Source organism: Sulfurivermis fontis, assembly GCF_004001245.1.
Lineage (GTDB): Bacteria > Pseudomonadota > Gammaproteobacteria > Thiohalomonadales > Thiohalomonadaceae > Sulfurivermis > Sulfurivermis fontis.
This window is the reverse complement of the sequence record NZ_AP018724.1, coordinates 734226-751337: the sequence shown is the minus strand read 5'-3', so window position 1 is coordinate 751337 and position 17112 is coordinate 734226. Positions and strand designations below refer to the sequence as shown.

Genomic DNA, 17112 nt, shown 5'->3' with positions numbered 1-17112 from the left:
CCCTTATGGACGAGGCGGGCATTTTAGCCGCGCCGCCGTTACAGCGGAACTCCCCGCGGTGGCACCGCCGCGGGGCTACGTTTATGCTTGGAACGAGACCTGGCCCGAGGTGCGCGTCATGCCCCGTCTGCTGCTCCGCCTGCTGTGTTCGCTGCTAATGCTGGCCGCCCTGCCCGCCGTAGCGGCGCCGCAGGGCCTGCGCCTGGATGTGGACGGGGCCATCGGCCCGGCCACGGTGGACTACGTGCAGCGCGCCCTGCAACGGGCAGCGGAAGAACGGGTCGAGCTGGTGCTGCTGCGGCTGGATACGCCGGGCGGGCTGGACTCGGCGATGCGCGACATCATCAAGGACATCCTCGCCTCCCCGGTGCCGGTGGTGACCTATGTGCATCCCAAGGGCGCCCGCGCCGCCAGCGCCGGCACCTATCTGCTCTATGCCAGCCACGTGGCGGCGATGACGCCGGCCACCAACCTCGGCGCGGCGACGCCGGTGTCCATCGCCCCGGCCGGCGTCACCCCGCCCGGTCCCGGGGAAGACAAGGGCAAGGACGACAACGCCCCCGCGGGCGGCGCCATGGAGCGCAAGGTGGTGAATGACGCGGTGGCCTATATCCGCGGCCTCGCCTCGCTGCGCGGCCGCAACGCCGACTGGGCCGAAGAGGCGGTGCGCCAGGCCGCCAGCCTGGAGGCGCAGGAGGCGCTCAGGCTCCGGGTGATCGACATCATCGCCGCCGACGTGGACGAGCTGATGCGCCAGCTGCACGGCCACACGGTGCAACTGCCGGACGGCGCGCGCACGCTGAATACGCGGGACATCGCGCTGGAGACCGTGGCACCCGACTGGCGCAACCAGTTGCTTGCCGCCATCACCAACCCCAACATTGCCTACATCCTGATGCTCATCGGCATCTACGGCCTGATCTTCGAATTCGCCAATCCCGGCGCCATCGTTCCCGGCGTGGCCGGCGCCATCTGCCTGCTGGTGGCGCTGTTTGCCTTCCAGGTGCTGCCGGTGAACTATGCCGGCCTGGCCTTGATCCTGCTCGGCGTCGCCCTCATGGTGGCAGAGGCCTTCGTGCCCAGTTTCGGCGCCCTCGGCCTCGGCGGCGTGGCGGCCTTCGTCATCGGCTCGATCATGCTGTTCGACAGCGACATCCCCGGCCTCGCCATCGCGCGCCCGCTCATCGGCGCCTTCGCCCTGCTCTCCGCCGGCCTGTTCGTGCTGGTGATCGGCATGGCGCTCAAGGCGCGGCGCCGGCCGGTGGTGAGCGGCGCCGAGGAGATGCTCGGCGCTGCGGGCGAGGTGATCGACGCCAGCGGACGGGTGCGCGTGCACAGCGAGCTGTGGCAGGCGCAGAGCAACGTGCCGCTGCACGCCGGCGACAAGGTGCGCGTCACCGGGCGCGACGGGCTCACCCTGCGGGTGGTGCCGGAACGGAAAGCAACGGAGGATTGAACCATGATCGGCTACTTCAGTTATCTGCTGTTCGGTTTCATCGCCATCCTGCTGCTGTCGGCGATCCGCGTGCTGCGCGAATACGAGCGCGGCGTGGTGTTCCTGCTGGGCCGCTTCTGGAAGGTGAAGGGACCGGGCCTGATCATCGTCATCCCGGTGATCCAGACCATGGAGCGCGTCGACCTGCGCACCATCGTGATGGACGTGCCAAGCCAGGACGTGATCTCGCGCGACAACGTCTCGGTCAAGGTCAACGCGGTGATCTACTTCCGCGTCATGGACCCGGAGAAGGCGATCATCCAGGTGGAGAACTTCTACGAGGCCACCTCGCAGCTGGCGCAGACCACGCTGCGTTCGGTGCTGGGCCAGCACGAGCTGGACGACATGCTGGCCGAGCGCGACAAGCTCAATGCCGACATCCAGCGCATCCTCGATCAACAGACCGACGCCTGGGGCATCAAGGTGGCCAACGTGGAGATCAAGCACGTCGACATCGACGAGAGCATGATCCGCGCCATCGCCAAGCAGGCCGAGGCCGAACGCCTGCGCCGCGCCAAAGTGATCCTGGCCGAGGGCGAGGAGCAGGCCGCCGAGAAGCTGCGCCAGGCGGCGACGATCCTCGCCACCCAGCGCGAGTCGCTGCAACTGCGCTATCTGCAGACCCTGAACGAGATCGGCAGCGACAAGAACACCACCATCGTCTTCCCGCTGCCCATGGACCTCATCGAGCCGCTGCTGAAAAAGTTGAAGTGACAAGTGACAAGTGACAAGTGACAAGTGACAAGTGACAAGTGACAAGCAGGATTGTTTGCCTCTTCTTGTAACTTGTAACTTGCAACTTGTCACTTGCAACTGGTTTTAATAATGGACGAAACCGAATTCAAAGCCACCTACCGCAACTACAACGACAGCCCCTGCGTCTTCGCCAAGGCGCTGCTGTCGCGCTGCGCCGGCTGTTCGCGCGCGCAGAAGGTGAACATCGCCGAGCGCGAGGCCATGGCGTGCACGTCCGAGGCCGCCCGTCGGCAATGCCTGGAACTGCTGCCGCTGCTGCGCAGCAAGGCGCTGTTCGCACTCAAGCTGACCCACGTGGAAGGCCCGCTGCCGCACGGCAAGGAGATGAAGGTGCAGTGCGGTGGCCTGCTCGGCCTGCGCACGGCACAGGAGCCGTCCGCCGAAGGGCCGGTCACCGATGTCTACAGCCTGGTCACCGCCGCCGCCGCGGACTTCGGCGGGCTGGCGGCATTGCCCTACAGCGAGATCGTCAAGAGCGTGGTCGGTTATGTGCCGCGCAAGCGCGGCCGCAGCGCCTGAATCTGCCCGCCAGTTGATCGCCGACAAAGCCTGCCGGCGCCTATCCGGCCATACTTGGGATTCCCCTCTACCGGAGTTGCGATCATGAAACAGACCATACCCTGCCTTCTCCTGCTGTGCATCGCCTTCCCTGCCGCCGCGCAGCCACCGCTGCCACCGCAGCCGCCCATGCCCACCTTCGCCGAGTTCGATGCCGACGGCGACGGCGCCGTCACCGAGCAGGAGTTCGTCGATGCGCGCAACAAGCGCATCGCCGCACGCGCCGGCGAAGGACGGCCGATGCGCGGTCTGGCGCAGGTGGAAGAATTCAAGGATATCGACAGCAACGGCGACGGCCGTCTCAGCCGTGAGGAGTTCGCGGCGTATCAGAACCGCCACCGGCCGCCACGGCCCGGCGGTTATCCGCGCTGACCTGCTTCAGCCGTGCTCCAGCCAGCGGATCAGCGCCTCCCACTGGCGCTGATCCTGGTTCACGCCGGCACGCTTGAGGTCGTGGATACCGAGTCCCAGTTCGGCGGCACGCACGTAGTTCTGCGTGTCGCGCAGGCGGGCGACGAAGGGGATGTTGAGGGAGTTGAGGAATTTTTCCAGCGACTGGTAGACCTTGGTGTTCTCGCGCACGCGGTTCGCCACCACGCCGACGCGGATGTTGCGCGCCCGCACCTTGGCCACCAGCAGCAGGTCCTGGATGAAGCGCGAGGCGGCATGGATGTCGATGGGCGACGGCAGCACCGGGATCAGGATGGCGTCGATCTCACGCATCAGTTCGATGAGCTGGTGCCCCTGCACGCCGGCCGGGGCATCGAGCACCACGCGCTCGGCGCCGTCGGGGATGCGCAGCAGGAAGGAACGGGTGACACCGGACACCACCGGACGGTGGGCGGAGACGCCGTGGATCGGCTTGGCCTCGTTGCTGCGCAGCGACAGCCACTGCATGGAGGAGCCCTGCGGGTCGTGATCGATGAGTACCGTGCCGCGGCCCTGGCGGGCGTAGTAGCTGGCGAGGTTGGTGGCGATGGTGGTCTTGCCGCAGCCGCCCTTGGCGTTGATCACCAGGAACTGGCGCACCGGCGAAGCAAGGCCGGCCAGCCGCCCCACCGGCTGGGTAGCGCCACGCAATGCTGTCGGCATGCCCTGTTCCATAATCCGCGACACTCTGTCCATAGTTACGAGCCACACCTAAACCATTACGACAACTCGTGGCTGTAACTTTAACATATTCCTTGATTTTTTCTCCAAGGATAATTCTACCCCGAAGCACCGGGCCGGCGCCGAGATGCGGCTCACAGGCCGCCCGCCTCCCGCTCAGCGCTCGATGACGTACTGCAGGTCGGCGCCGCTCTGCTCGGCCCCCTGTTCCATCTTCAGGCTCCAGTGGGAAGAGAGCTGGTAGCGCAGGCGCAGGCGGTTGGCGGTCTCCCACAGCCCCACCGCATATTGAAGGTATAGCCGTGGGCTGAGATATTTGCCCAGCACCACGGAGGCATCGTCGCTGCTCGCCCCCTGCTCCAGGGTGACCTCGTCCAGACCGAACTGCAGGGCGATGCCGCGGGCGGCGCGCTCGCCGCCGAGGGCGAAGGCGGCGCGGTACAGGGCATCGGCCTCGGTACGCGAGGTGGCGGTGAGCGGACGCCCCAGCACCAGCCAGGCCAGGGTCTCGCTCTCCTCCAGCACCGGCTCCGAGAACAGGCGCAGGCGCGGGTCCTTCAGCCGTCCGCCCACCTCGACGCCCACCACCTGGGTCTGCTCCGGCAGCGGGCGCACCGCGCGCACGTCCAGCCCCGGATTGTCCGGCGGGCTGTCCACGAACAGCAGACGGCCGCGCTCCACCACCAGATTCTGGCCGTAGGCCTCGTAACGGCCGTCATGGACGTTGAGTTCGCCCTGGGCGCGGGTCAGCCCCGGCGTCTCGCCGCGCAGGCTGACCGCACCGGCCAGGCGGCCGGAAAAGCCGTAGCCCTCCAGGCGCACGCGCTCGCCGGCCACCAGGCGCAGGTCCAGGGCCAGGCGCCAGCGGCGCAGCGCCGCCTCCTCTTCGACGGCGTCCACGATCACCTCGTCCGGCGACACGTCCACCACCGTGGGCAGGCGCGGCAGGTTGATGTCCGCCTGCGGCACCTCGAGGCGGCCGGTTACCGTGATCTGCCCGGCGACGCCGCGCTGCCCGGTACCGCCCGCCTCCAGCACCACCTTCAGGTCCGGCGACACCAGGGCGCGCCCCTGCACCAGGCGCACCAGCTCGAAGCGCTCGCCCTCGAGGCCCAGCTCCACGCGCCAACGGTCCAGGCGGTCGGCCACCAGCAGCCCGTCCACCGTCAGCTGCCCCGGCCCGGAACGGGCGCTGCCGCGCAGGGTCAGGCTGCGGCCGTCGCTGGAGCGTCCCTCCAAGGTGATATCGGTCAGGCGCGTGCCGGCCGCGGGCAACAGCACGCTGCCGTCGCGCAGCCCCAGCTCGCCGCGCAGCGCCGGGTCGCCCAGGGTCCCCGCCAGCTGCAGATGCACCTCCAGCCGGCCGGCCGGACGCAACAGGTTGGGTTCCAGATAGGTCAGCCAGTCGAGCCGCTCGGCCGCCAGGTCGAGGCGACCGCGCAGCGGCTGCCTTTCGCTCAGCGCCTGTCCCGGCAGCCAGCCGGGCAGGCTCAGGTGCAGCTCGCCACCACCGTCCGCCGCCGCGGCCTGCAAACGGGCGCCGAGCCCCGCCGCGTCGCCGTCCACGTCCAGTTGCAGGGTGGAAAGTGCGGTCTCCACCGCGCCCTCCGGCAGGCGATAGCGCAGGCGGGCCTCCGCGGTGCCGAGACGGGCGATCAGCTGCCGCACCTCGCCGGCGCTCCCCGTCACCACCACCGCCCCGCCGACCCGGCCGCTCACCGCCAGGTCGCTGCGCGGCAGCCAGGGCTCCAGCAGGGCCAGCGGCACCTCGGCCAGCGCCCCGCTGGCCTGCCATTCCCCGGCGCTACCCTCGGCGCCGACACAGATCTCACCCTCGCCCTTCCAGCACCAGGGCTGCAGGTAGCCGCCCCCGCTCCCCCAGTGCAGGGCGGCGGGCGCCGCCTGCCATACACCCAGCCGTGCCGCGGCCAGGCGGGCGCGCTGCAACGTACCTTCCCAGCGCCCGTCGGCCCAGCGGCCGTGGGCCGCCACCGCCAGCGTATTGCCCGCCCCCTGCAGGGAGAGGTCGATGTCATGCTGCGCGGCGCTGCCGCGGGCCTGCAACCGGGCGGTATCCAGTTGCCGGCCGCCGCGCTCCAACCCGGCCAGCCGTGCCTCCAGCCGCCAAGGGTGGGCACCGGCCAGATCGATATCCGCCTGTACGTCCGCTGCGGCGAGGGCGGTCCCGGCCCAGCGCAGGGCGGCGCCCTCGCCCTCGATACGCAGGCGCGGCGTCCGCTCCGCCCCCTCCACCCGGCCGCTCAGGGCGATCCGCCCCGCCGCCTGCGGCCACAACCTCGCCAGGTCCGCCGCCTCCAGCTGCCAGCGCAGGTCCCAGGCCTTGCCGACCCCGCCGCGGGCGCTGAAACGGGCACCACCGCCACGCAGCTCCAGGCGCGCCACACTCAGCTGGGGCCCGTCACGCAAGTGACCGCTCACCTCCGCCTCGGCGGCGAACAGGCCGGACCAGCGGGCATCCAGCTGGCCGGGGTCGATCCCGTCGGCCCGCAGGTGGCCGCGCCACGCCAGACCGTCGCGCCAGCCCAGCGTGGCCTCGCCGCGCCAGTCGCCCGCCAGCCACTGCCCGGCCAGGGATGAAAAACTCAGCCCGGCGAGATCACCGGCGAAGTCAGTGCTCACCCTGGCGGGTGGCATGCCGGCCGCCACGGCCTCCAGACTGAGCCTGCCGCGATAGTCGCCGGGCAGGCCGGCCGCCTCCAGCCGGCCGCTGCTGCGCCAACCGGACAGGCGCGGGTGAACGAGCCCCTCCCACTGCGCCGTCACCTCGGCCGCCGCCGCGCCGCCGGGCCAGGTCCCCTGCAACCGCACCTCGCCCGCGCCGTCCAGCGGCCGCAGCACCAGCCGCTCCAGCTGCAACCCCGCGGCCCCGTAACCGGCCGCGCCGTTGAAGGCCCAGCGCCCGGCCTGCGCCTGTGCCGCCGTGCCTTCCAGCACCACGGCCATCCCGCCGCCGCTGCCCGTCACCTGTCCCTGGCCGCCCAGGCTCATGGCCGGCCAGCCGGCGTGCAGGCGGGACGGGTCGACGGGCGGCAACTCGAACTGCGCCTGCCAGCGCAGGGGCGCCTCCTGCCAGGCCAGGGTGGCGCTGGCGCTGAAGGCGGCGGGAGTCTCCAGTTGCAGCGTGAGGTGCGGCTCCCGGAAGGTGCCGTCGATACGGCCGGCCCCCTTCACGGCCACGGCAGCGCCGGGCGCCAGCCCCAGCCGTTCCGGCGCCAGCGCAAGCGCCCACTGCGCCTTCAGGTCCGACGTCCGGCCGGGGCCGGTGGCGAGCCTGCCGTCGAGGGACAGCTCACCCCAGGGGCCGCGCAGCTGCAACGGCGCCAGCCGCAGCCGCGTACCGCGCCAGCTGGCGGTGAGATGCAGCTCATTGGCCTGCAGCGGCCCGGCCTGCGGCCGCCGCAGGGTCAACTCGCGCAGCAGCGCGTTCTCCACCGACAGGGCCAGCGGCAGGACCACGGACTGCGGCGCGGACGGCGCCCCGTCCACCGGCATCACCTCCACGCGCACGCCCCGGGCGGTCACATCGCGCAGGGCCAGGCGCCCCGTCAGCAGCCAGACCGGCTGCCAGTCCAGCGCCAGTTCATCGACTTCCAGGCGCACGCCGTTGCGTTCCAGCCGCAGCCCCGCCACCTGCACCGGTCCGAGCAGGCGCCCGCGCACCCGCTCCGCCGCCAGCCGTCCCTCCAGCGCCGCCACCGCCCGGCCCCAGGCCCAGGCCAGGCCGGCCTCGCTGGCCAGCAGCCACCAGGCCGCGCCGCTGGCCACCAGCAGCACCAGGGCCAGGACGAACCAGAGCAGGCGCCTGAGCCTCATCGCGTCCCCCGGGCGGCAGGCCGCCAGGCGCGAGGGGCAAGGGGCGAGGTACGGCGGGACGAACCCTTCCGGCTCACATTGTTGTTGTGTAAACAGCCGTGCGCGCAGCGCACTCCGCTCCTCGCACCGCTTATCCCGCACCTCGTACCTGGCTTCATAGGTCCGGCCCCACGGTCAGGTGCAGCCGCCAGTCTGTCGTCCCCCCGCCGACCGGGGTGGCCACGTCCAGGCGCAGGGCGCCGAAGGGCAGGCGCCAGCGCAGACCGGCGCCGGCGCCGCGCTTCAAGTCGTAGTCACCGTCATCGAAGGCATTGCCGGCGTCGTAGAACAGGGCCGCGCCGAAGATCGGGCCGAAGTAGTACTCGTACTCGCCGGACAGCACCAGCAGATGGCGGCCGCCCACCACCTCGCCGTCGGCGTTGACCGGGCCGAGGGATTTGTAGGCATAGCCACGGATGGAGTTGTCGCCGCCGGCGAAGAAACGCAGCGAGGCGGGGATGCGCTCGAAGTCCGGGGTTTGGCTGGCGCCGAGGTCGGCACGGGTGATGAAGCGCCCGCCGGCCAGGGGCAGCACCGCCTTGGCGCGCAGGATGCCCTGCAGCAGGCTGGCGTCGGAGCCCAGGGTCTCGCTGGCGCCGCGCAGCTCGGCGCCGAGGCGCCAGCCTTCGCGCGGGAACAGGCGATCGTCGGCCTCCACCCGCAGCAGGTTGAGGCTGGGCAGTACCAGGGTGGTGGTGTCCTGCTGGTCGGCCACGCTGTAGCGTTCCTTCTGCATGGTCAGGGCATAGGTGCGCTGCCAGCGCCCCAGCTGCATGGTCAGGCCGGTGCCGACGGTGAGAGTCTCGCGGTGACTGGTATCGAGAACCTCCTCCTCCCAGCCGCCGCTGAAGGAGAGGAAGTCGGTATTGGGATTGCGCTGCAGGGGGATACGGTACACGCCGCGCACGCCGGTCTGGATCTGCGACACCGTGGCCTCGGCAGTGAAGCGGTGGCCGGCGCTGTTGACGCGCCGCCGCTCCAGACCGAGGCTGAGGCGCGGCCCGGTATCGGTGCCGTAACCGAGGCCGAAGGTATAGCGGGTGGGCGGTTTGAGGCGCAGGCGCACCTCCACCGGCACGCGGCCCGCCACGGCGGTTTCCGGCCCGGCACGCACCTCGATGAACTCGAAATAGTCGCTGTCGGACAGGGCGCGCTGCAGCTCGAACAGGCGCTCCGCCTCGAAGGGCTGGCCGGGACGGAAGGTGAGATAGCGGCGCAGCAGCTCCTCGTTCAGCGCCACCGCCTCGAAGCTGACCGGACCAAAGTCGTAGCGCGGTCCGCTCGCCAGATGCAGCACCACCCGCGCGCTGTCGTCCGCCAGCCGCACCTCCAGCGCCTGCTGCACCAGCCGCGCCTCGAAATAGCCGCGATCGCGCGCCAGTTGCAGCAGGTCGCGCTTGGCGCGCTCGTACTGCGCATGCTGCAACACATCGCCCTCGCGCAGCGGAAAGGACTCGCGCCAGGTGAGGAAGGCCGGATCGGAGGCTGCGGCGCCTTCCAACTCCAACACCAACTCGCGCACCCGCACCGGCGGCCCCGGCGCCACCCGATAACGCGCCAGCCAGACACCGTTACGCTCGCCCAGCTCCGCCGTCACTTCCGTCCTGTAATAGCCGAAGGGCCGCAGGGCCCGGCGGATCTCCTCCGCGGCGCGCTGGTGCAGGCGTTGCAGACGATGCGGCTCCAGCAATGGATGCTCGCGCTCCGCCGCCAGCGTGAGATGCTGCATCACATTGTCGTACAACGCGCCGTCGATACCCTCCACGCGCACCTCCACCGTCAGCGCGGCCCAGGCCGCGACAGGAAGGAACAGCAACAGGGAAAATAAAACGCGAAGACGGGCCATGAGTCAGCGCTGCCGGGAAGTTTGCCTATCGTAGCAAGAACATAGCGGCGATGGGCGCGCCACGGCCCCTGCATCGTCTTGACCGGCGCCGGCCGCGGCGCGTAAAGTGCGCCCACGTTTCAGGTGTTCCCGCGGACGAGCGTCCGCGGGGATGAAACGGGAAGCCGGTGCGCAGACCTTCCCGGTCTGCAATTCCGGCGCTGCCCCCGCAACGGTAGGCGGTGAGGGCGGGCCACAGTGCCACTGTGTCGCACGACATGGGAAGGCGGCCTGTCCGGGGATGACGTCCCACACCGCGAGCCCGGAGACCGGCCTGACGCGTCACGTTCCAGTGCTGCGGCGGGCGGCATGGCGAGCCGAACCTCTCGACTCTCCCCCCCCTCACGCACTGGGTTTACACCCACTTCAATCACGCGCGGGTGAGCGCGAGAGGGAAACATGCAACGCACACTATCACTGGCCGCGGCACTGCTTGCCGGCGGCACATCCGTATCCATCCACGCCAGCGAAACCATTGCGCCGGTCATCGTCACCGCCACACGCACCGCGCAGACCGTCGACGACAGCCTCGCCGCCGTCACCGTGCTCGACCGCGAGGCCATCGCGGCCAGCCAGGCGCGCAGCGTCACCGAGCTGCTGGCCGGTCTGCCCGGCGTGCAGGTCACCAGTAACGGCGGCTACGGCAAGAGCAGCAGCGTCCACCTGCGCGGCACCAACGCCAATCATGTGCTGGTGCTCGTCGACGGCATGCGCATCGGTTCGGCCACGATGGGCAGTGTCAGCTTCGAAGACCTGCCGTTGGACTCCATCGAGCGCATCGAGATCGTGCGCGGCCCGCGCTCCAGCCTGTACGGCGCCGATGCCATCGGCGGCGTGATCCAGATCTTCACCCGCGGCGGCCAGGGCGCACCGCGCCTGCGCGCCGCCGTCGGCAGCGGCAGTCACGACACCTACCGCGCCAGCGCCGGCCTCGACGGCAAACAGGGCAACACCCGTTATGCCCTGGATGTCAGCCGCCTCACCACGCAGGGCTTCAACAGTATCGACGGCAACGATCCGGATCGCGACGGCTACCGCCGCACTGCGGCAAGTGCGCGCATCGATCACCACTACACCCCCGACCACAGCCTCAGCGTCAGCGCCCTGCGCAGCGAGGGCTACAACGAGTACGACGGCTGGCTCGCCAGCCAGAGCTATACCAGCGAATCGGTGCAGCAGGCGCTGAACGCCCGCTGGGACATCGCCCTCAGCGACATCTGGTACAGCCGGCTGAGCGTGGGGGAAAGCCGCGATGAATCGCGCAACTTCAGCGCCGGCGTGGCCGGTGATGAATTCCGCACCCGCCGCAACCAGGTGAGCTGGCAGCACGACGTGCAGGCCGGCGACAGCCTGCTGCTTACCCTCGGCGCCGATCACATGGTGGACAAGGTGGAAACCACCGCGACCTACAGCCGCACCCGCCGCGACAACAGCGCCCTGTTCGCCCAGGGACAACTGGAACAGGGACGGGCCAACTGGCTGCTCGGCCTGCGCCGCGACGACAACGACGCCTACGGCACCCACACCACCGGCAATCTCGCCTGGGGCTACCGCCTGGATGACGGCACGCGCCTTACGGCCAGTTATGGCACGGCCTTCAAGGCGCCCACCTTCAACGACCTTTATTATCAGGATGCCTGGGGTTCCAACGGCAATCCGGATCTGAAACCGGAACAGTCCGCCTCCAGTGAAATCGGTGTGCAGAATGCGTTTCCCGGCGGTCAGTGGCAACTGCGCGCCTACCGCACCACCATCGACAATCTGATCCAATGGGTGCAGATCGCGCCGTGGACCTGGCAGCCCAACAACGTCGGCAAGGCCCGCATCGACGGCCTGGAATGCGGCGTCAGCGGCATGCTCGGCGCATGGCAACTCGGCGTGACGCTGGACCTCACCGACGCCCGCGACAGCGCCACCGATGCGCGCCTGCCCAACCGCGCCCGCGAGAGCGCCCGCATCGTGCTGGAGCGTCAGCACGGCCGCCTGCACAGCCGCCTCGACTGGCGGGCCGTCGGCCGGCGCTATGCCGATGCCGCCAACACGCAGGAGGTCGCCGGCTATGGCGTGCTCAATGCCGCGCTGCATTACGACATCGAACAGGACTGGCGCGTGGAGGCGCGCGTCGACAACCTGCTCGATCAGCCCTATCAGGAAGTGAGCGGCTACAACACCGCCGGTCGCACCCTGTTCGTCGGCGTCAGCTACCGGCCGTGATGCGCAACGGCAGCAGCACCGACCGCCACGCCCGCCCGCACATGGTGCTGGGCGGCAGCGTGCTGCTGTCGCTGCTGCTGCACGGCCTGCTGCTCGCCGGCGGGCGCAGTGCGCTGCCGGAAACGGATCTCGGTGCCGCCCCGCAACACATCGCCGTCATCCTGGCGGCACCGCAGCGGCGCACGCAGCCTGTAGCGCCAGCGCCGACTTCCACGCCGACGGTGCGGCCACCCCGGCATACCGCGGCAACACCGCCACAACCCGCCACACAGAAACAACCGGCGCCGCCATCACGCCGCACCACCGCAACGGTGGACGCGGCTGCAACACAGACAACAGCCACCACGGACACCGGAATAGCGCCGCCAGCGGAAGCCGCCGTAGCCACCGCTCACCACGAGTCCGACGACAGCGCCGCCATCGCCGCGCGCATCAACCTGGAGCTGGCGCGCCATTTCCACTATCCGCCCCAAGCCGTGCGGCGCGGCTGGCAGGGCATCGTGCTGCTCGGCTTTCGCATCGGCATCGACGGCGACATCGAGGCCATACACATCGCGCAAAGCTCGGGCCATGCGCTGCTCGATCGTGCCGCCCTCGGTGCCCTGAGCAAGGTGCACAGGATCGCCCTCGACAGCGGCCGGCTGCGCGCCGCCCTCGACCTGCAACTGCCGGTCGTCTACCGCCTGGAGGAAAGCTGAGATGGGACACCGCCTCTCCAAGATCTACACCCGCACCGGCGACGCGGGCACAACCGGCCTGGGCGACGGCAGCCGCGTCGACAAGGACCACATCCGCGTCGAGGCCTTCGGCACGGTGGACGAACTCAACAGCGCCATCGGCCTGGTGCGCGCGGAAACCCTGCCGGCGGGCATGGACGAACTGCTGGGCGAGATTCAGCACCGCCTGTTCGACCTCGGCGGCGAACTGTCGGTACCCGGCTACACCATCATCGATGCCGCCGATGTCACGGCGCTGGAGCGGCACATCGATCAGCACAATGCCGCCCTGCCGATGCTGAAGGAATTCATCCTGCCGGCCGGCGGTCGCGCCACCGCCCACTGTCACCTGACACGCACCATCTGCCGCCGTGCCGAACGCCGCGTCTACAGCCTGATGCGCAGCGACGCCGTCAACCCGCACAGTCTCGCCTACCTCAACCGCCTGTCCGATCTGCTGTTCGTCATCGCCCGCGTGCTGGCGCGTTTCGAGCATGGCAGCGAGGTACTGTGGCAGCCGAAACCCAAGCCCGAATAGCCCGTCATGCGCCATCTACTGCTCGCCCTCGCCCTGTCACTGTTCACCGCCGCCGCGAGCGGCGCCCCCCACGACTGCCCGCGCATCGTCAGCCAGTCGCCCTACATCACCAAGACGCTGCAGTGGCTCGGTCTGGAGCCGTGCATCGTCGGCGTCAGCCGCTACGACAGCCTCGACCGCCCGCACACCGGCGGCATACTCGATCCGGATGCCGCCGCCATCCACACCCTGGCGCCGGACCTGCTGTTCACCTCGGACTGGACCACGGCGGAAAAACTGGCCGCGGCAACACCGCCGGGCGCGCGCGGCTTCCGCCTCGGCGGCTTCGAGAGCATGGCGCAGATCGAGGACAACCTGCGCCTCATCGGCCACGCAGCGGGGATGGGCGACATCGAGCAGCGCGTCAGCGCCTTTCACCGTCGATGGCAGGAACAGGCCGCGGCAATAAACGGCCATGGCAAGAAGATCCTGCTGCTCTCCGCCTGCTCCGGCACGCCCTACGCCTTCGGCCGCAAGCGCTGGCTCTCCGACCTGTTCAGCCACGCCGGTTTCGTCAACGTCGAAACGGCAGCGACGATCCGCCATATCAAACCGGGTGAGGAGGTCGCCACGCTCAATGAACTGATCGACACGCTGCAACCGGAGCTGCTGTTCGTGTTCGAGCGCACGCAAAGCAGGCAGTGCGCCCTGATCATGCCGCAGACCCCGCTGCAGATCGTGCACCTGGACGGCGAAAAGTTTCTCCACCCGGCGCCGGTGCTGCTGGAAGGCCTGGCCGAACTGCAACAACAACAGCACCTGTGGAACCGCCGATGAGCCACGCTGACGACCAGCGCCATAACCAACGCATGGCGCGCAAGAAGGCCGTGGTGGAGGAAAGGATCGCCCAGGCCACCGGCGAGCGCGGCGTGCTCGTCGTCAACACCGGCAACGGCAAGGGCAAGAGCTTGGCCGCCTTCGGCCTGGCCCTGCGCGCCCTCGGCCACGGCATGAAGGTGGGCATCGTCCAGTTCATCAAGGGACGCGGCGCCACCGGCGAGGAGATGTTCTTCAGGCAGCACACCGCCGCGCCGTTTCACGTCACCGGCGACGGCTACACCTGGGACACGCAAAACCGCACCCAGGACGAGGCAACGGCGCGCAAGGGATGGGAGATCGCAGCCGGCCTGTTGCGCGATGCGGCCATCGACCTGGTGGTGCTGGACGAACTCAACATCGTGCTGAAGTACCGCTACCTGCCGCTGGATGAGGTATTGATCGCCTTGCAGCAACGTCCCGCGATGCAGCATGTGATCATCACCGGACGCGGCGCGCCGGATGAACTGATCGCACTGGCCGACACCGTCACCGAGATGCGCGAGGTGAAGCATGCCTTCAAGGCCGGCATCAAGGCGCAGGTGGGGGTCGAGTTTTGAACACGCACCGCCTGATTGTCGCGCTGCTGTGCTGCCTCGCTGTTGTCGCGCAGGCTGCGCCGCTCACCGTAACCGACGACCTTGGCCACAGCGTGACCCTGGCACAACCGGCACAGCGCATCGTCAGCCTGGCGCCGCACGCCACCGAAATCCTCTACGCCGCCGGTCTCGGCACACGCATCGTCGGTGCAGTGAGCTACAGCGACTATCCGCCGCAAGCGCGCGAGATCCCGCGCGTCGGCGGCTACAACAATCTGGACGTGGAGCACATCGCCGCCCTCGCACCGGACCTGGTGGTGGGATGGCGCGAGGGCAATCACCCGGCGCAACTCGACACCCTGCGCCGCCTCGGCCTCACGCTGTACATCAGCGACCCGCACGAACTGGACGCCGTTGCCAGCACCCTCGAACGCCTCGGACAACTGGGCGCCACGGAACAGCAGGCCGCTGCCGCCGCCACCGCCTACCGCCTCAGGCTGGCGGAGCTGCGCGCGCGCTATGCCCGGCAGCCGCCCATCACGGTGTTCTACCAGGTCTGGAACCGGCCGCTGATGACCGTCAACGATCAGCATCTCATCGGCAAGGTGCTCACCCTGTGCGGCGGCCGCAATGTCTTCGGCACACTGGGCACGGTAACGCCAACAGTATCGGAGGAAGCGGTACTGCAGGCGGCGCCGGAGGTAATCGTTGCCAGCGGCATGGGCGAGTCCCGCCCCGAATGGCTGGACGACTGGCGGCGCTGGCAGCAGCTGCCGGCCGTACGCCTGGACAACCTGTACTTCATCCCGCCCGACATCCTGCAACGCCACGGCCCGCGCCTCCTCACAGGCGCCGCGCAGCTGTGCGCGCGGCTGGAAGAGGCACGGGCGCGGAGACAACCCTGATTCCCGCGGGGTGCGCGCTGCGCCGCGACATCCATGCCCTGGCCGAGAATGAACGAGAGCACACCGGCCTTGTATCTCGTATCTCGTCTCTTGTACCTGTCCGCTTGAGGCTACGCTGCGCCTGCCCCCTACAGAACTGAAACACGAGACATGTACGGCACACTGATGATCCAAGGCACCGGCTCCGACGCCGGCAAGTCCACCCTGGTGGCGGCGCTGTGCCGCGTGCTGCATCGGCGCGGCGTGCGCGTGGCGCCGTTCAAGCCGCAGAACATGGCGCTGAACAGCGCGGTCACCATCGACGGCGGCGAGATCGGTCGCGCCCAGGCGGTACAGGCGCAGGCCTGCGGCCTGCCGCCGCACACCGACATGAACCCGGTGCTGCTCAAGCCCAACAGCGACACCGGCGCCCAGGTGATCATCCACGGCCGCGCACTCACCAATCTCGATGCCGTGGCCTATCACCGGTACAAGCCGCGCGCCATGGCCGCGGTGCTGGAATCGTATGCGCGCCTGTGTGCGCAATATGACGCGATCATGGTGGAAGGTGCCGGCAGCCCGGCGGAGATCAACCTGCGGGAACGCGACATCGCCAACATGGGCTTTGCGGAAGCAGTCGACTGCCCGGTGGTGCTGGTGGCCGATATCGACAAGGGCGGCGTGTTCGCCCAGATCGTCGGCACGCTGGAGCTGCTCAGCGACAGCGAACGCGCGCGCGTGCGCGGCTTCATCATCAACCGCTTCCGCGGCGACATCGCCCTGCTGCAGCCGGGCCTCGACTGGCTGGAGCAGAAAACCGGCAAGCAGGTATTCGGCGTGCTGCCCTGGCTGCACGACCTGCACCTGGAAGCGGAGGATGGTCTCGGCGATCGCCTGCGCTGGAGCGCCAACAGCACCGACAAACTCGTCGTCAGCGTGCCGCTGCTGCCGCGCATCAGCAACCACACCGACTTCGATGCCCTGCGTCTGCATCCGCAGGTGGAGCTGCACTTCGTGGCACCGGGCGAGGCGCTGCCGCCGAGCGACCTGGTGATCCTGCCCGGCAGCAAGAACGTGCGCGACGACCTCGCCATTCTGCGCGCCCGACAGTGGGATACGCAACTGTTACGTCATCTGCGCTACGGCGGCAAGGTGCTCGGCATCTGCGGCGGCCTGCAGATGCTGGGCACCGCCATCCATGACCCGCACGGCATCGAAGGCCGCGCCGGCTCCAGTGCCGGCCTCGGCCTGCTCGATCTGGAAACCACGCTGGAGACGGAGAAGCAGCTGCGCCGCGTCAGCGGTGTGCTCGCCGGCAGCGAGGTGGCGCTCAGCGGTTACGAGATCCATTGCGGCGTGAGCCATGGCCCCGCCCTGCAACGACCGGCCTGTATCCTTGACGGCCGCCCCGACGGCGCGCGCTCCGCCGATGGCCAGGTGATGGCCACCTACCTGCACGGCCTGTTCGACGAACCCGCCGCCTGCGACGCACTGCTGCGCTGGGCCGGGCTGCATGACGTGCGCAGCCCCGACTATCCGGCGCAGCGCGAGGCGCAGATCGATCGCCTGGCCGACGCGGCGGAACAGCACCTCGACCTCGCCGCCCTGCTGTCGATGCAGGGTGCGCACCATGGCCGTTGAGATCGCCCATCGCTGTGCGATGCGCACCCTGCGGGCATTTTCCGTACA

The 17112-nt window shown here is 69.4% G+C and carries 14 protein-coding genes and 1 riboswitch; of the genes, 11 read left to right on the top strand and 3 right to left on the bottom strand.

From position 1 onward, the window contains the following. Nucleotides 1–118 precede the first annotated feature (118 nt). The 4 genes from EP379_RS03935 (at nt 119) to EP379_RS03920 (ending at nt 3181) form a co-directional block, all read left to right on the top strand. Nucleotides 119–1456: an NfeD family protein gene (locus EP379_RS03935; RefSeq protein ID WP_127476055.1), complete on the top strand. Its 1338-nt coding sequence runs from the start codon at nt 119–121 to the stop codon at nt 1454–1456. 3 nt (nt 1457–1459) lie between these two features. Next, nucleotides 1460–2209, top strand: a complete 750-nt coding sequence (locus EP379_RS03930; RefSeq protein WP_127476053.1) for a slipin family protein — start codon at nt 1460–1462, stop codon at nt 2207–2209. Nucleotides 2210–2320: 111 nt separating this feature from the next. Next, on the top strand, nt 2321–2770 hold the full coding sequence (locus EP379_RS03925; RefSeq protein ID WP_127476051.1) for a hypothetical protein: 450 nt from the start codon (nt 2321–2323) through the stop codon (nt 2768–2770). Between the two features lie 84 nt (nt 2771–2854). Beyond that, complete coding sequence (locus EP379_RS03920; protein ID WP_127476049.1) at nt 2855–3181, top strand: EF-hand domain-containing protein; 327 nt, start codon at nt 2855–2857, stop codon at nt 3179–3181. A gap of 6 nt (nt 3182–3187) precedes the next feature. Here EP379_RS03920 and EP379_RS03915 read toward each other — a convergent pair whose 3' ends face one another. The 3 genes from EP379_RS03915 to EP379_RS03905 form a co-directional block, all read right to left on the bottom strand. After that, complete coding sequence (locus EP379_RS03915) at nt 3188–3901, bottom strand: nucleotide-binding protein (protein ID WP_127476047.1); 714 nt, start codon at nt 3899–3901, stop codon at nt 3188–3190. Between the two features lie 174 nt (nt 3902–4075). Next, complete coding sequence (locus EP379_RS03910) at nt 4076–7753, bottom strand: translocation/assembly module TamB domain-containing protein (protein WP_127476045.1); 3678 nt, start codon at nt 7751–7753, stop codon at nt 4076–4078. A 154-nt stretch (nt 7754–7907) separates the two neighbouring features. Continuing rightward, entirely contained in the window at nt 7908–9638 is a 1731-nt protein-coding gene (locus EP379_RS03905; RefSeq protein WP_127476043.1) for an autotransporter assembly complex protein TamA, read from the bottom strand. Between the two features lie 104 nt (nt 9639–9742). After that, a riboswitch (cobalamin riboswitch) is annotated at nt 9743–9969 on the top strand. A gap of 107 nt (nt 9970–10076) precedes the next feature. Here EP379_RS03905 and EP379_RS03900 point away from each other — a divergent pair. The 7 genes from EP379_RS03900 (at nt 10077) to EP379_RS03870 (ending at nt 17064) form a co-directional block, all read left to right on the top strand. Beyond that, entirely contained in the window at nt 10077–11891 is a 1815-nt protein-coding gene (locus tag EP379_RS03900; protein WP_127476041.1) for a TonB-dependent receptor domain-containing protein, read from the top strand. Next, entirely contained in the window at nt 11891–12589 is a 699-nt protein-coding gene (locus EP379_RS03895; RefSeq protein WP_127476039.1) for an energy transducer TonB, read from the top strand. The genes EP379_RS03900 and EP379_RS03895 overlap by 1 nt, the downstream gene beginning before the upstream one ends. 1 nt (nt 12590) lies before the next feature. Continuing rightward, nucleotides 12591–13145 (top strand): cob(I)yrinic acid a,c-diamide adenosyltransferase, encoded by a 555-nt coding sequence (locus EP379_RS03890; RefSeq protein WP_127476037.1) that lies wholly within the window; start codon nt 12591–12593, stop codon nt 13143–13145. 6 nt (nt 13146–13151) lie between these two features. Further along, nucleotides 13152–13961 (top strand): ABC transporter substrate-binding protein, encoded by an 810-nt coding sequence (locus EP379_RS03885; protein ID WP_127476035.1) that lies wholly within the window; start codon nt 13152–13154, stop codon nt 13959–13961. Then, complete coding sequence (gene cobO, locus EP379_RS03880) at nt 13958–14560, top strand: cob(I)yrinic acid a,c-diamide adenosyltransferase (RefSeq protein WP_127476033.1); 603 nt, start codon at nt 13958–13960, stop codon at nt 14558–14560. The genes EP379_RS03885 and cobO overlap by 4 nt, the downstream gene beginning before the upstream one ends. Continuing rightward, nucleotides 14557–15444 (top strand): cobalamin-binding protein, encoded by an 888-nt coding sequence (locus EP379_RS03875; RefSeq protein WP_197722850.1) that lies wholly within the window; start codon nt 14557–14559, stop codon nt 15442–15444. Before cobO ends, EP379_RS03875 begins: the two co-directional genes overlap by 4 nt. A gap of 150 nt (nt 15445–15594) precedes the next feature. Then, nucleotides 15595–17064: a cobyric acid synthase gene (locus tag EP379_RS03870; protein WP_127476031.1), complete on the top strand. Its 1470-nt coding sequence runs from the start codon at nt 15595–15597 to the stop codon at nt 17062–17064. The last annotated feature ends 48 nt before the right edge of the window (nt 17065–17112 follow it).